A 13,183-nucleotide genomic window follows, 5' to 3' on the forward strand; every position below is an offset into this window, starting at 1 on the left:
GAGTTAGAATGATAATTTTTCTAGAAAACTTAAGCTATGAAGAAAAAAACTTTATAGAGGACCTGTATAGAAGAGAAAAAGTCTTCTTATATAGGCTAGCCTTTGGAATTTTAAATAATAAAGACCTAGCTGAAGACGCTTTGTCTGCCTGTTTTATTAAAATTATGGATGATATTGATAGGGTTTTAAGTCTGCCAGAGTCAGCCTTAAGGCCCTACTGTCTTACTATTTTAAAAAATGAGGCTATAAATATTCTCAGAAGAGAAAAAAGGCTTGTCTATACCGACCAGGCTGAAAAACTCCTTATAGAAAATTTGGAAAACCAAATTGAAAAAGACCTTATAATAAAAGACCAAGTTGAAAGTCTCCTTTATAAAAACCAAGTCTTGACAGATGAGGAAAGAGATTTTATTATTTTCCGCTACAAACACGACTTGACTTATAAGGAAATTGGAAAGTTAATGGGCATATCAGAAGCCACTGCAACAAAAAGAAACCAAAGAATTTTAGAAAAAATTCGAAAGACCCAAAAAGGAGGCAAGGACAATGATTAAAAATCAAAATTTAGAATTGAAAAAAATTGCCGACTTTTTGTATAGAGAAAAAGTTCAAGGGCTTAAAAATAAAAAATTTTTTGAAAAAGACTTAAATGACAATCAAATAAAGTCTCTTGCTTTAGTTATTAACGACCTGCCTTTTTCTTACCAAGGGCTTTTAAAGGCCAAGTTTATTTATAAGATGACTCCTAGTGAGGTTGAAAAAGTTTTTGCCATAGAAGATCCAAGATCTCTGATAATTTTTGTGGTAGACATTTTATCTAAAAAGCTAGGCCTCCAAGACCAAGTTATAAGTGAAAAGTCTCTTGAAGCTGCTTGCATCTTAGTTGAAAAGAGCGACCTTATAGATGCCAATAACTTGACTAATAATGACCTAGCCTTTAAACCTACAAAAAATTTTAAAAAGACTTTGAAAAAAGCTGGCCTCGACCCTAGAAGGCCTTATGAAAAGATATTAAAAAGAGTCGCTTCCTTTATTTTAATAGTCTTGTCTAGCATTCTTGTATTTTTGAGCTTTAATGTTGCAGCAAGAGAAAAGTTTTTTGACTGGATAATTAAAGACTTTGGCCTATACAGTACCTTTACTCCAGAGATCATAGATCCTGATTCTCCTAATGCCGCAAAATTAAAAGACCTTAAAATTAATTATATCCCTGATGGTTTTGAACTTATAGATGAAAAATCAAGTAGACTTACAAAAAATTTTTGGTATATAAATTCTGAAAATGAAGACCTATTCTTTTCAATAACCTTCCATAAGTTAGTAAGTGAAAATTCGATCTCTATGTATGATACTGAAGATGCTGTTTTAGAAGAAATTTTTATTAATGGCAACAAGGGCTATTATTGGACCCACGGCACAAACATGGTCCTTTGGCAGCAAAATAATATAGAATGTTTTATAGATGGAAGCATTTCTAGAGAAGAAATTATCAAAATCGCTGAAAATATTTCAAAATAATTTTCAATTTTCTGTCCTTTTTTATCTTCTTAAAACGTTATTAATATAGGAGGTGAGAAAGATTGAAAAAAACGACAATTCTTAGTGTTTCAATATTGATATTGTTTTTAGTTGTATTAATAAGCAGTAAAGAAGTCTTAGCTAACAGTGAACTCATTCCAACTGTTCCTATGTTTAATAGTAGTAGCTTAATAACTCTTGAAATCTACTCGCATAATAATAATATTTTGGAAATTAATTGTTTCATTAAAGCTAAGTATCCGAATTCTTCAATATTTGGAACTGTATTTTTAGAAAAGTATCATCATGGTAAATGGGTAGTTGTCAAATCTTGGAATTTTAATGATGTTAATTCAATATCATTTGTTAAAAGTTATAAAACTAATGTTGATTCTGCTTATAGAGCTCGAACATCTGGATTCATTGAAGAAGAAGAATTTTCTAAAATTACTAATATTATTAAATTATAATATTATTTACAAAAAGGAGTTTGTTATGAAAAAAATATTAGCGATTATACTGTCCGTGTTTTTTATTATATCAGGTGGAGTAACCAACGCATTGGCAAAGCAATTTGATAATTTGTATATTTTTAAGGATAATGCTTTAGATTTATCTAATACAATAGAATTAGGAAGTCTTTCAGAAGATGTTATTAACTTACTTCCTGAGGATGCTAGAAAATATATGCTTGATAACAGCGATAAACTAGTAGCATCAGTTGTTACAATTCATATCGTTTCAACCAAAGATAAAGATAATCAAGTTATTGTAGCAAGTAAGAAATATGACCTAAGTGATAAAGAGGAAATTGAACTATTAAAAAATGATTTAGACTTTTTAGAAAAAGATGATTTTAGTACTTTTGAAAAAATTTCAATTACTCCTCTTAAGAGAGATGACCATAGTTATATTATAACAGGTCTTAACGTTATTAAATTAAGTTCACCACAAAATAAATTTGAACTTGAGTTACAAGGATATTGGGATTGGAAAACTACTATGTTAGTGTCAAGATATGATAGGATAGGACTCGGTTGGAGTGCTGATACCCACTTATTATCATCAACAGCGTTTGGAAATAGATACTACGACGGAAAATCTATCTCACTTTCTAGAATAATAAATAATAATATACGAAATAACTATGATACACACGGTGTTTTGTGGAAACATAATAGCGATTATCAAAGCTATGGTAATGTAATAGCAAGGATAAGTGGTAATAGTGGTATAGATATAAAATGTTGGTTAGATTATATTGCACCTGGCGGTCCTTCATCTGATGAGCATTGGTTTATCAATGTTTTTAATTTGATTTTTGATCATTTCAATATACCAGTAATCAACTATCGTTTTCAAACTAATATTGAATTATATGTCTAGTTTCTATCAAAAAACATTAGCTTTGTTAGAATAAAAAAGGTGAAAAATGGGAAAAATTAAAGACTTTATTTCTAAAAATGATGGCAAGTTTTATAAGACTTTATTTATTATTAGTCTGGTAATTATTGTCAGTCTCTTGTCCCATCTATATAATTTTAGACAAGTTGACAAAGAGAGAATGGTCTATAGTACAAGTCGTTATATGGAATCCCTCCAAGTTTTTTCTGCTAAGGCGTCTGCATATTTAGAAAACCCTGATGATGAAGAACTCCTACTTGGCCTAAACAAAATGAGCTCTGATATGGGAAGCTTTATAAAAATATCTGCCTATAGTAAGTCTAATAAGTATAAGGACCTTGAGTCTGCCTTAGTAAAACTTGCAAAATTAAATTTTGAAGTGACTTTTGTCTACTTTCCTCAAGTTGACGATGGAGAAATCAAGAATAAAATTGAAAACTTTATCGAGGCCAACAAAGACCTTTATAATTTTTATAAGACAAGTGAAAGTGGACTTCCTGGTGCAAGTGATTTTGAAAACTATAAGGGGCTCTTAGAAAAAGTTCAAGAGACTAATAAAAATATTACAAGTGACTTTGCTATTGAAGATGAGAGTTTAAGAGATGAGTAAAAACGAAAGGAGCAAGCATGGAAGCCTTAATACTATTAATTTTAATACTTATCCAATTTAAAAAGTTTAAGCTAAGGGACAAGTTTAAGGATGAAGGCAGTATTTATATTAAGTCCTTTTTAATAATCCTAGGCCTTGGTGCTATTTATTTGGCCTTTAGGACGGCAATGGATCTTTCTAAGCTTGGTTCTTCTGTAAATATTTCCTACTACAAGCCCCTACTTATAGAGCTGAGAAATGTTTCTGCAGAGCTTTTAGCGAAAAATGAAAATGTCTTAGCAGGCTGGGCTATTGTTGGTCTAAAGACCTACCAATATTTACTAATGACCCTGGCCCTAATAACTTTGACTTTAATATTTTCTAGGAGCAAAAAGTCTGCCTAAGATTTATAAGCAGATAAAATTTTATAAATGAACATAAAAAAGGCTGGAGAAATTTCCAGCCTGTTTTTTAATCGTTCATTGTTTTTATTTGATCAAAATCTCTTTTTGATTTTTCTATTAGCTCTTTAGATCCTAGTACTCCGTAGACTTTTTTATCTTTAGCCTGGTCAAAGACTTCCTTGTAGGCCTTGATGTCAGATAATGTTGTAGTCAAGGCTTGATCTTTCATCTTTGCGAGATCGTCTTCGCCAAATTCTGTAAAGTATCTGGCCAAGGCTATGGTTGGGTACTGGCTTGGAGTTGTTGGTGGATCAAATTGGTTCATAGTTGCTATTATAAAGTCAGCTAGGTCTCTTTGGTCCAAGTCAAGGTCTCCTAAATAGTCTCCAATTTTGTCATAGGTCTCAAAGGTCTTGTCTAGGTTTGGATCCCTGTAGGAATATGTTGTTACATTTCCATTTGGGTTTATAGATATTCCTGCCCCATAGGCTCCTCCCTTGGCCCTAATTTGGGTGTGAAGGTAGTCGCCAGAAATTATTTTTGCCACAACTCTTTGAACTCCACTTGCATCTATGCCAAAGTCTTGGAGCTTAAAGCCGTCTGATACATAGCAAACATTTGATGATGACTTTAAGGCTATAGACTTAAGGTCTCCTCTTTCGTAAGCAAATACTTGGTCAAAGGGACTAAGTTTATTTTCAATTTTTTCTAGCCAAGTTTTGGTTTTTTCTAAATACTCATCCTTACCTGCTAGGGAAAGTGTCAGATTTTGGTTAAAGATCTTCTTATAAGTCTGATCTAATTTTTCTAAAAGAGCCTTTGGATCTTGGTCCAAGTCTTTTAAAACTTTCTTTAGATCAAATAAATATTTTCTGCCTCCCAGCATATTAGTTACATCTGCACTGTCATCTAACATTGATGCAACTTCTGATGCAATAAGTGTGTGGCCTCCTTGTTCAATTGATGCTTCTATGTCAGCTTTTTCTGCTAGCAGTAAATCTTTTATTCTCTTTGGCTTTTCAAATTTTGTCCTAAAGATTATTTCTTCTACTAAGTCTAAATACTTGTCGATTTTATCTTCCATGGCCCTGCCTCTTAGGTTGCCTTGAACCTTGTAGGCTAAAGTTTTTGGATTTTGATAAATAGCTGGGCTAAAGCTTATGCCACCAGTGTGGATGTCAACTTGGTTGTTAAGGTCCTTGTAGGAATAATTTTCTGTGTCTAAGGATCCAAGTAGGTCAAAGACCACTGATACATAAAAGAGTTCTTCTGCCTTTATGTTTTTTAGGTCAAAGGACATGGTCATATTATAAATTCCATTTGTAAAGGCACGGGTAAAGACTAGGTCTCTGTCTCCATCTTTTATTACTTCTGTGTCTAAGTGGCTGACACCTTTTGAGATGTCCTTTAAATCAAGTTTTGGAATTGTAGCCTTGTCTTCTTTTGAGTCTAGTTTTGTTTGGTATTCAAATAAGTCTTGGGTCTTTTTTACTAAATTTTCTTTTTCTTCTTGGGATAGGGATTCCTTGTAAGCCCTAAGTTTTTCTTCTTGGATTTTATCTTTTTCTAAAAATTCTCCTGGATTTGGTCTTACAGTCAGTTGAATTTTTCTAGGGTTATTTAGAATTTTTTCTTTTATATATTCTTCCACTATGCCCTTGTCTAGGTTGTCTTTTATATAGGCTAAAGTGTCCTTGTATTTTAAGGCTTCAATAGGGCTGGCGTCATAGAGCCAAGATCTTAGGCAGGAAATATTTAAAAGGACTCCCTTGTGGATGCCTAGGTCCTTGGTTGAAAATTCAAAGGAATTTAAAGTTGCTGCCACTAGGTCCTGGTCAATTTTTTCTTCTACTGCTTGTCTTAGGCCGTCTTCAATTATTTTTACAAACTTGTCTAGACTCTTGCCGTCTCCGTTTTTTCCAACTATAAAAAAGTCTTGGCTTATTGAAGTTGAAACTTGGGAGAAGTAGTCTTCGCATAGGCCTGATTCTAAAAACTTGTCTTTTAAAATCGAAGAGTCTGATTCAATTATAATGTCTTGTAAGATGGATCTCATAAACCTATCCATTGGCGAAGTTGATGGGCCAATGGTCAGGCCATAAACATAGTAGGCCTTATTTTCTTTCTTTTCTCCTGCGCCTATTGAGTAGGTCTTATCAAGAACTTCTATCTTGTTTTCACTTTGGCCCTCGTTAATCTTAGAATTGACTTCAAGATAGTCAAAATTTCCTAAATATTCTTGGTCTATATATTTTAAAACTTCTTCTATATCCATGGCTCCATTTAAAAATATATAGGAGTTAGATGGATGGTAGTATTTTTTGTGGAAGTTTAAAAAGTCCTCGTAGGTCAGGTCTGGAATGTGGTGGGGATTTCCTCCTGAGTCATGGGAATAAGTTGAGCCAGGGTGTAGAGCCTCAGAAATAATTTCTGAAACTTGGTCGTCTGGGTCTGAATAGGCTCCACGCATTTCATTGTAGACAACTCCGTTGTATTTTATTGGAGAGTCTAGGTCTTCCATTTCATAGTGCCAGCCTTCTTGGTAAAAGATCTTTTCTTCTTCGTAAATTCTCGGATAGAAAACTGCATCTAAATAGACGTCCATTAGATTGTAAAAGTCTTTGGTATTCCTAGTTGCTATTGGATAAATTGTCTTGTCTGGAAAGGTCATTGCATTTAAAAAGGTCTGCAAAGAAGAATTGACCAAGTCCATAAAAGGTTCCTTGGTCCTATACTTCCTAGATCCTGACAATACTGTATGTTCAACAATGTGGGCAACTCCCGTTGAATCCTTTGGTGGAGTCCTAAAACCAATGGAAAAGGTCTTTATCTCGTCTTTGTTTTCTAAATAAAAGACCTTGGCCTTGGTTTTATTGTGAACAAAGTAATAGCCAGTTGAGTCTAGCTCTTCAATATATTCTTTTTGTTTAAGGGTATAATTTTTCAAATTCATTAATTACTTATTTCCTTATCTTTCTAATCTTATTTATTGTTTTTCTTCATAAAGTCAGCAATAGTTGGTGCCTTAGACTCATCTGTAGCTTTTTTTATGTTATCTCTTTTTATAACTTGGGTGTGAGAGTTTTCAAAGTCTGAGTCTTTGTAATCTTCATGGAAAATTGAATTTTCCTTATTTGGATCTAATTCTCCAAGGGGATCAAACTCTGTGTCCACTTCTTTTAGCGGATCGATTTTTTTATTATTATTTTTAACTAAGTTATCAGGATTTATTTCTCTCTTGTCCTCTGGTGTTTTTTCAATTGTCTCTGGCATTAATACTGGATCAACTGATTTTAATGGATCAATTTTATTGTCTGGCTCTGGATCAAATTCGTGCACCTTAAGTGGTTCTTCTTCTGGAGCCTCGCTGTCAGATGTTTCTGGCATTAATACTGGATCAGCTGATTTTAGTGGGTCAATTTTATCTTCAATTACTGTAGTTTGTTTGTCAGATTCAAAGACTACAGGTTCGACTTCTTCTGGTAGGTCTTCTAGGTCCTTAAGGTCTGTATCAACTTTGCCAAAGTCGTCTTGGTAAATTCCTTCAACTGAGTCTTTCTTGTTAGAGTGGAAGCCAAGGGCTGTTGCTATAATATCAATTGAGCAAATAAGCACAACTATGAAAAATACAACTAGGCCAAGATTGTTAACAAGGCCTGCCATTAGGTCGTTATTAGGAAGGACTCCTGAAAGCCAAGATTTAAAACTTGAACTTAGGGCGTCTTCTCTTACAAAAAGTAAAAAGCTTAGGCCAATTATAGCAAGTTTTGAAATAATTGTTGAAAACAAAACTCCGCCAGTAAATTTTCTATCAACTTCCTTGTAGGCAATATTTAAGGTGCTTAGAAAGTAGGCTAAAATTATTACTGGAGCAAAAATTAACATATAGCCGTTACCTAGGTCGATGCCTTCGTAGGTCATGCCCAAAAGTTCTTTAGCAAAGGCAAAGACAACTAAAAGTATGGCTGAAAAAATAACTTGAAACTTCATTTCAAAGGCAGAAACTCTTGAGCTCTTTGATGGCTCTGCTGTTAAAGTCTTAGAAAACTTGTCCCAAGATTTTAACCTGCCTCCAGACACCCAAGAAAAACTTAGGGTGTAGCAAATATAAATTACTAAAATGATAGAAACTAGGTCCACGCCTAAAAGCAAGGCATTTTCAAAATCGAAAACTGCTGTTTTAAATAGGCCAAAAGACAAAAAGGCTATGAGACCATAAAAAATAATAGCTGTAGCAAGTCCCAAGTACTTGTCAGTTGCATAGTGGCTGTAATGTGGTTGAGGGACTAGGGCCCTGTTTCCTTTTTCTGTATATTTTTGGGCCACATCTGCAGGGTCGCCATAGTCTTTTAAAACCTCAAGAATTTCTTCCTTGGTTTCTACTGGTCCTTTTTTCCTTTGATCTATCTTTTCATAAATTTCTTTTTCTAATTTTTCATAAACTTCTTTTTTATCTTTTCGTGAAAGGGATTTTGTAACTTCGTACAAGTATCCATCTACAATTTCTCGATTCATAAATAGGTCCTCCTTAGCCTGTATTTGTATTTAAAATCATACCCTAAATTGCCTTTAATAAATCAGTTTTTCTAAGTTAGAGGCCTTGGTCTGGCTTAATTTTTATTTTTCCTTTTATAATTTTGAATTTTTTCGAAATAACTCTTGCAAAAATATTTTTCTGGCCCTATAATCTAATTAGATAATAATTGAAATAGGTGATTGTATGGGACTTGATTTAACTTTAAAGGCCCTGGGAGATCCAACAAGAAGAGAAATTTTAAAAATGCTAAAAAAAGGACCAATGACTGCAGGCCAAATTGGCCAAGCCTTTGACATGAGTCCTGCTACAGTTTCTTATCATCTTTCGCTCCTTCTAGAGGCTGAATTGATTTTTTTGAGAAAAGAAAAAAACTACAGGATTTATTCTCTAAACCTGTCAGTTTTTGAAGAGCTAATGACATATTTTATGAATTTTACTAAAGGAGACAAAAATGAAGAGATCTAAAACTTTTAAAATCGGCTTAATTGTTTCAATAATTCCCTTTATCCTAGGAGGAATTTTTTATAAGAGCTTGCCAGATCAAATTGCAACTCATTTTGATATTAATAACAATCCAGATGCTTATTCATCTAAGAACTTTGCCCTCTTTGGCCTGCCTGCTATAATGTTTTTGGTCTATCTGTCAGCTTACTTTTTTACAAATGCCGATCCAAAAAAATCCAACCAAGGTGACAAGGCCTTAAATATAGTTTTAATCGCCCTGCCTTTAATTAATATAGTAATTTCTGCAGCGACCATTGCCTTTGGCCTAGGAAAGAAAATTGATATTTCAACTATAACAACTTCTCTAGTTGCCATACTTATGATTTTTATTGGCAACTACCTACCTAAGGTCAAGAGAAATTACACCATTGGCATTAAGCTACCGTGGACAATGAATAGCGACTATGTCTGGGAAAAGACCCATGTCCTAGCTGGCAAGGTCTACATGCTAGGAGGATTTTTAATCTTAATCAGCTCAATCCTCTTTAACAATTTTTATTTCTTTATAGGAGTCTTTGTCCTAATGACTTTTATTCCAATGATTTATTCTTATAAAATTTATAGTGACTTGTCAAAGGATGGAGAAGATGAAAATTAAAAAAGACCAGGTTGTTTTATTTGTTCTAGGAGTCCTTTGCTTTTTTATTAGTCAAATTGTTCTTAGGATTCCACTTTTAAATTACTTAAGTAGGCACTTTTCCTTTTCAATTTTTTCACTAAGGCATCCTGTCCTAGTTAGCCTAGGAGTTTTAGTTTCTGCTGGCCTTTTTGAAGAGGGCTTTAGGTTTTTGTTTAGGAAATTTTTATTAAGATCAGAGGGGCAAAATGAAAAAGGCTTATTTGAATTTAAGGACAGTTTATCTAGGCCAATAATTTTCGGGCTAGGTCATGGACTTTGTGAAGTGGCCTATGTTTTTAGCCTAGCAGACTTAGGCTTAAGTTTTGAAAATTATTTTTATATTATCTTAGAAAGATTTTTAGCTGTGGTCTTTCACATATGCCAGACGATTTTAATTTTTAAAGGCTTTAAAGTGGGAAAAAAGTATTTATACTTAGGTCTTGCTATACTTTTCCACACTTTGTTTAACAGCTTAATTTATTTAAGGGACCAAGTTGGAATCTTAGGTCTTTATGGGCTTTTTGCCCTTTTTGATTTTGTTTATATATTTCTAGTGAAGAAAAATTCTTATGAGAAAAAGGAGATTTAAAATGAAAAAATATTTTTTAGTTAGTCTTTTAGTTTTGTGCCTAGTCTTAACAGCTTGTGGGAAAAAGACCCCTACAGAAGAAATGCCAGCTGAAGACCAAGAAAAGTACATCCAAATGTCCAAGGACGCCATTACAACCCTTAACGAAGAAGGCTTTGCCGCCTTAGAGGACAAGTATTCTGAAGATATGAAAAAGGCGATGACAGCTGATGCTTTAGAAAAATCAGAGGAAGTTTTAGCCGCCAAGGGAGCCTTTAAGGACTTTGGCCAAACTGCTGCCCTTTATTATACTGACGAAAAAACTTCTAATAAGTATATTATCAGCCAGGTTGAAACCCTTTATGAAGACGGAAGCCTAGTTTTTACAATTTCCTACGACTTAGATGACAATATAATTGGTCTCTTTATGAAGTAAAATATAAAAGAAAAACCTCCAGCTTAAGTTTTTATAACTAAAGTCTTGGAGGTTTTTAATTTTTGCAAGCTTCTTCTAATTCAATTAAAAAATCAGATATTTCAGTTTCTTGGTCCCAAACTTTTTTTGGATATAGAATTGAAAGTTTGTCCCTGGCCCTGGTCATGCCAACGTAGAAAAGTCGCCTTTCTTCTTCCCACTCAGTTTTTAAAGAAGAGTCTAAAGACCTAGATGGAAACATATTTTTGTAGACGTCAATTAAAAATACCTGGTCGTATTCCTTGCCCTTGGCTGAATGGATTGTAGAAAGAGTTAAACCTTTATCATTGAAGGCCGACTTATAGACAACTTGGTCTAAGTATTTTAATCTACCAATAAATTCATTAAGCTCTGATGCTTCTTTTGAAATCCTATTTAGATTTTCAAAAACTAAAATTTCACTTTGGAGGCCAAAGCCTTCTTTTTTGGAAAAGAAATTTATATAGGCCTTGTAGTCTAAGTCACTATAAATAAAATCTAGCTTGTCCTTCATTGGAAGTTTCTTTAAGATCTTTAAAGATTTTTGTAGGTCTTCTATGGCCCTAAGTGAATAAGACCTAAGACTAGGCAGGCTGGCGACTTTGTCTAAGGCGTCGCCTCTTCCTCCTAGGGCCTTTACTTGGTCTACCATAAGTCTAGAAATATAGCCCTTGACCTTATAAAATATTTCTTCTAAAAGGTCTATGCGGCTAGGATCTTCTGAGAAATTTATTATATTTAAAATGTCTCTTGTGATCCTGTGAGAGTAAAATCTTATTTTCGACCTGTCTGTCAGCTTAAAGTCTATGTTTTTTCTCTCTAAAAATTCAATTAGGCCCATGGCTGAAATATTATTTCTATAAAGAATCCCAACTTGGTCGTAAGACTCTTCTTCGATATTTTCTAAAATATATTCATACTGGGAAAGGGTGTCTGCAAGTCTTACAACTTCAACTGGCCTGTCAAAGTCCTTTGATGACCTTAGGTCTTTTTTATAACGAACTTGGTTTTGTTCAATAAAGGACCTAGCCGCTAGGACAATATTTTTTGAAGACCTAAAGTTGGTTTCCATATAATAAATTTTTAGGTCCTTATAGTCGTCTTCAAGGGCGAATATCCCCCTGGGGTCAGCTCCCCTAAAGGAATAAATTGACTGGTCGTCGTCTGCAACAATAAATAAATTGTTTTTCTTCTTTGTAAGAATCTTTACTATTTCCATTTGAAGTTTTGACGTATCTTGGCCTTCGTCAACTTGGACATAGTCGTACTTGTCTATATATTTTTTTCGAATTGAATAATTGTCTTTTAAAATCCTAAGGCCTTCTTCTAGCATATCGTCAAAGTCTATATACTTGTACTTTTTCTTAAAGTCTTCGTAGAGATAAAAGATTTCATCAAAGCTGTCGATTTCTGTGTTGACGACCTTTGGGTCTAGCATCATATTTTTTACATAGCCAATTTTGTTAATGAGATTGTCTAGTTTTTCGTCAGAAATATAGGTCTTGTGGACCTGGTAATAAAATTTTGATAAAAGCTTGTACTTGTTTATACTTTTATCCCCTTCTAAAAGTTTATAGTCTATGCCCCTTCTTCTGCCGTAGTCTCTTAGGACTATATAAGAAAAGGCGTGGATGGTGTGAAAGTGAGGAAGGGTTTTTTGGTCTGGGTTTTGCTTTTTAAATCTCTCCTCTAACTCGCTTGCTGCTGCCCTAGAAAAACTTATAGTCAAAATTTTTTCAGGATCAACTCCTGCCTTTATTAAGTTGTCAATTCTAGCTAAAAGCATGGTAGTCTTTCCAGCTCCAGGTGTTCCTATAACCAGGCTGGAGTTTTTTAAAGACTGGGAAGCCCTTCTTTGTTCTTCTGATAAAATCATTAAATCACCAAGGCTATTTTATCATAGAATTTTAAAAAGAATAAGATTAAAAGATTTAGCTAAGAGTAAGAAAAAATTTAAGGGTATAATAATTTTATAAGGATGGACCTATGAAAAAGAGAGAAAATATTTTTATAAGATTTGACAATTTCATTTTAAAACTAGTAAACAAAAATATGAACAACAGGTTTTTTGATCAGTTTTTTACTAGGTTTACAAATTTAGCTGGCGGACTTTCAATAACAGTCTTTATTTTTGCCTGCTATTTTTTCTCAACTAGTGAATTTTCAAAGACCTTTGCCATCCACATGCTAGCTAGCCAAATGCTCACCCAGGCTGCAGCCCACACAATAAAGTTTTTAGTAAAAAGACTTAGGCCCTATGAAGTTTTAGAATGGCTAAACACCTTTGATATTATAATGAGAGACTATTCCTTTCCATCAGGCCACACTGCCTCAGCTTTTTCCATAGCCTTAGTTGGGGCTAGATTTTTCCCAGCCTTTACTATTGGCTTTTATATTTACGCAGGATTAATTGGAATTTCTAGGCTGTATTTGGCAGTTCACTTTCCAACAGACATTTTAGTTGGCGCCCTTGTTGGGACTCTTATGACACTAATTTCTCTTGCTAGCTTTGGCCCATGGTTAGTAGGCCTAATTCTTTACTAAAAATAAATATTTTTCTAAATTTAGGGTATGAAAGACATAAGA

14 protein-coding genes are annotated in these 13,183 nt (G+C 33.7%); 11 read left to right on the forward strand and 3 right to left on the reverse strand.

Annotated features, from left to right (window positions below; genetic code table 11):
- The first annotated feature begins 8 nt into the window (after positions 1-8).
- The 6 genes from BN2667_RS07965 to BN2667_RS07990 all read left to right on the forward strand — a co-directional run bounded on the left by BN2667_RS07965 (position 9) and on the right by BN2667_RS07990 (position 3,915).
- Positions 9-554 carry an RNA polymerase sigma factor gene (locus BN2667_RS07965; RefSeq protein ID WP_054252795.1) on the forward strand — a complete coding sequence of 182 codons (546 nt, stop codon included), beginning with the start codon at positions 9-11 and terminating at the stop codon, positions 552-554.
- Positions 547-1,518, forward strand: coding sequence for a DUF4367 domain-containing protein (locus tag BN2667_RS07970; RefSeq protein ID WP_054252796.1), 972 nt, complete (start codon positions 547-549; stop codon positions 1,516-1,518). Before BN2667_RS07965 ends, BN2667_RS07970 begins: the two co-directional genes overlap by 8 nt.
- Positions 1,519-1,580: 62 nt before the next feature.
- The gene (locus BN2667_RS07975; RefSeq protein ID WP_054252797.1) at positions 1,581-1,988 is read left to right on the forward strand and encodes a hypothetical protein; all 408 of its coding nucleotides are present in this window, start codon (positions 1,581-1,583) and stop codon (positions 1,986-1,988) included.
- 25 nt (positions 1,989-2,013) lie between these two features.
- Entirely contained in the window at positions 2,014-2,904 is an 891-nt protein-coding gene (locus BN2667_RS07980; RefSeq protein WP_054252798.1) for a hypothetical protein, read from the forward strand.
- 46 nt (positions 2,905-2,950) lie between these two features.
- Complete coding sequence (locus BN2667_RS07985; RefSeq protein ID WP_054252799.1) at positions 2,951-3,532, forward strand: hypothetical protein; 582 nt, start codon at positions 2,951-2,953, stop codon at positions 3,530-3,532.
- 17 nt (positions 3,533-3,549) lie between these two features.
- On the forward strand, positions 3,550-3,915 hold the full coding sequence (locus BN2667_RS07990) for a hypothetical protein (protein WP_054252800.1): 366 nt from the start codon (positions 3,550-3,552) through the stop codon (positions 3,913-3,915).
- Between the two features lie 67 nt (positions 3,916-3,982).
- Here the strand turns inward: BN2667_RS07990 and BN2667_RS07995 are convergent, their stop codons facing one another.
- Both BN2667_RS07995 and BN2667_RS08000 read right to left on the reverse strand, forming a co-directional pair.
- Positions 3,983-6,868, reverse strand: coding sequence for an insulinase family protein (locus BN2667_RS07995; RefSeq protein WP_054252801.1), 2,886 nt, complete (start codon positions 6,866-6,868; stop codon positions 3,983-3,985).
- 29 nt (positions 6,869-6,897) lie between these two features.
- The gene (locus BN2667_RS08000) at positions 6,898-8,430 is read right to left on the reverse strand and encodes an oligosaccharide repeat unit polymerase (RefSeq protein WP_054252802.1); all 1,533 of its coding nucleotides are present in this window, start codon (positions 8,428-8,430) and stop codon (positions 6,898-6,900) included.
- A 205-nt stretch (positions 8,431-8,635) separates the two neighbouring features.
- Between BN2667_RS08000 and BN2667_RS08005 the strand changes: the two genes are divergently transcribed.
- From BN2667_RS08005 to BN2667_RS08020, 4 genes are read left to right on the forward strand one after another with little or no spacing between them, the layout of a single operon-like run.
- Positions 8,636-8,917, forward strand: a complete 282-nt coding sequence (locus BN2667_RS08005) for an autorepressor SdpR family transcription factor (RefSeq protein ID WP_054252803.1) — start codon at positions 8,636-8,638, stop codon at positions 8,915-8,917.
- Complete coding sequence (locus tag BN2667_RS08010) at positions 8,904-9,554, forward strand: SdpI family protein (protein ID WP_054252804.1); 651 nt, start codon at positions 8,904-8,906, stop codon at positions 9,552-9,554. Before BN2667_RS08005 ends, BN2667_RS08010 begins: the two co-directional genes overlap by 14 nt.
- Positions 9,544-10,164, forward strand: a complete 621-nt coding sequence (locus BN2667_RS08015; RefSeq protein ID WP_054252805.1) for a YhfC family glutamic-type intramembrane protease — start codon at positions 9,544-9,546, stop codon at positions 10,162-10,164. Before BN2667_RS08010 ends, BN2667_RS08015 begins: the two co-directional genes overlap by 11 nt.
- 1 nt (position 10,165) lies before the next feature.
- Entirely contained in the window at positions 10,166-10,579 is a 414-nt protein-coding gene (locus BN2667_RS08020) for a DUF3887 domain-containing protein (protein ID WP_054252806.1), read from the forward strand.
- A 55-nt stretch (positions 10,580-10,634) separates the two neighbouring features.
- On the opposite strand, the gene BN2667_RS08025 is transcribed toward BN2667_RS08020, so the two are convergent.
- A complete protein-coding gene (locus BN2667_RS08025; protein ID WP_054252807.1) occupies positions 10,635-12,473 on the reverse strand; it encodes an ATP-dependent helicase in 1,839 nt (612 codons plus the stop codon).
- Positions 12,474-12,583: 110 nt separating this feature from the next.
- On the opposite strand from BN2667_RS08025, the gene BN2667_RS08030 reads away from it, so the two are divergent.
- Positions 12,584-13,141 carry a phosphatase PAP2 family protein gene (locus BN2667_RS08030; protein ID WP_054252808.1) on the forward strand — a complete coding sequence of 186 codons (558 nt, stop codon included), beginning with the start codon at positions 12,584-12,586 and terminating at the stop codon, positions 13,139-13,141.
- Positions 13,142-13,183 lie beyond the last annotated feature (42 nt).

It is taken from the genome of Neofamilia massiliensis (assembly GCF_001299475.1).
Lineage (GTDB): Bacteria > Bacillota > Clostridia > Tissierellales > Peptoniphilaceae > Neofamilia > Neofamilia massiliensis.

Excerpts from the sequence above, each read along its gene's own strand:
- BN2667_RS07995 (WP_054252801.1), bottom strand. The coding sequence starts at position 6,868 with ATGAATTTGAAAAATTATACCCTTAAACAAAAAGAATATATTGAAGAG.
- BN2667_RS08010 (WP_054252804.1), top strand. The coding sequence starts at position 8,904 with ATGAAGAGATCTAAAACTTTTAAAATCGGCTTAATTGTTTCAATAATT.
- BN2667_RS07985 (WP_054252799.1), top strand. The coding sequence starts at position 2,951 with ATGGGAAAAATTAAAGACTTTATTTCTAAAAATGATGGCAAGTTTTAT.
- BN2667_RS08020 (WP_054252806.1), top strand. The coding sequence starts at position 10,166 with ATGAAAAAATATTTTTTAGTTAGTCTTTTAGTTTTGTGCCTAGTCTTA.
- BN2667_RS08015 (WP_054252805.1), top strand. The coding sequence starts at position 9,544 with ATGAAAATTAAAAAAGACCAGGTTGTTTTATTTGTTCTAGGAGTCCTT.
- BN2667_RS07965 (WP_054252795.1), top strand. The coding sequence starts at position 9 with ATGATAATTTTTCTAGAAAACTTAAGCTATGAAGAAAAAAACTTTATA.
- BN2667_RS08025 (WP_054252807.1), bottom strand. The coding sequence starts at position 12,473 with ATGATTTTATCAGAAGAACAAAGAAGGGCTTCCCAGTCTTTAAAAAAC.
- BN2667_RS08030 (WP_054252808.1), top strand. The coding sequence starts at position 12,584 with ATGAAAAAGAGAGAAAATATTTTTATAAGATTTGACAATTTCATTTTA.
- BN2667_RS08005 (WP_054252803.1), top strand. The coding sequence starts at position 8,636 with ATGGGACTTGATTTAACTTTAAAGGCCCTGGGAGATCCAACAAGAAGA.
- BN2667_RS07970 (WP_054252796.1), top strand. The coding sequence starts at position 547 with ATGATTAAAAATCAAAATTTAGAATTGAAAAAAATTGCCGACTTTTTG.
- BN2667_RS07980 (WP_054252798.1), top strand. The coding sequence starts at position 2,014 with ATGAAAAAAATATTAGCGATTATACTGTCCGTGTTTTTTATTATATCA.
- BN2667_RS08000 (WP_054252802.1), bottom strand. The coding sequence starts at position 8,430 with ATGAATCGAGAAATTGTAGATGGATACTTGTACGAAGTTACAAAATCC.
- BN2667_RS07990 (WP_054252800.1), top strand. The coding sequence starts at position 3,550 with ATGGAAGCCTTAATACTATTAATTTTAATACTTATCCAATTTAAAAAG.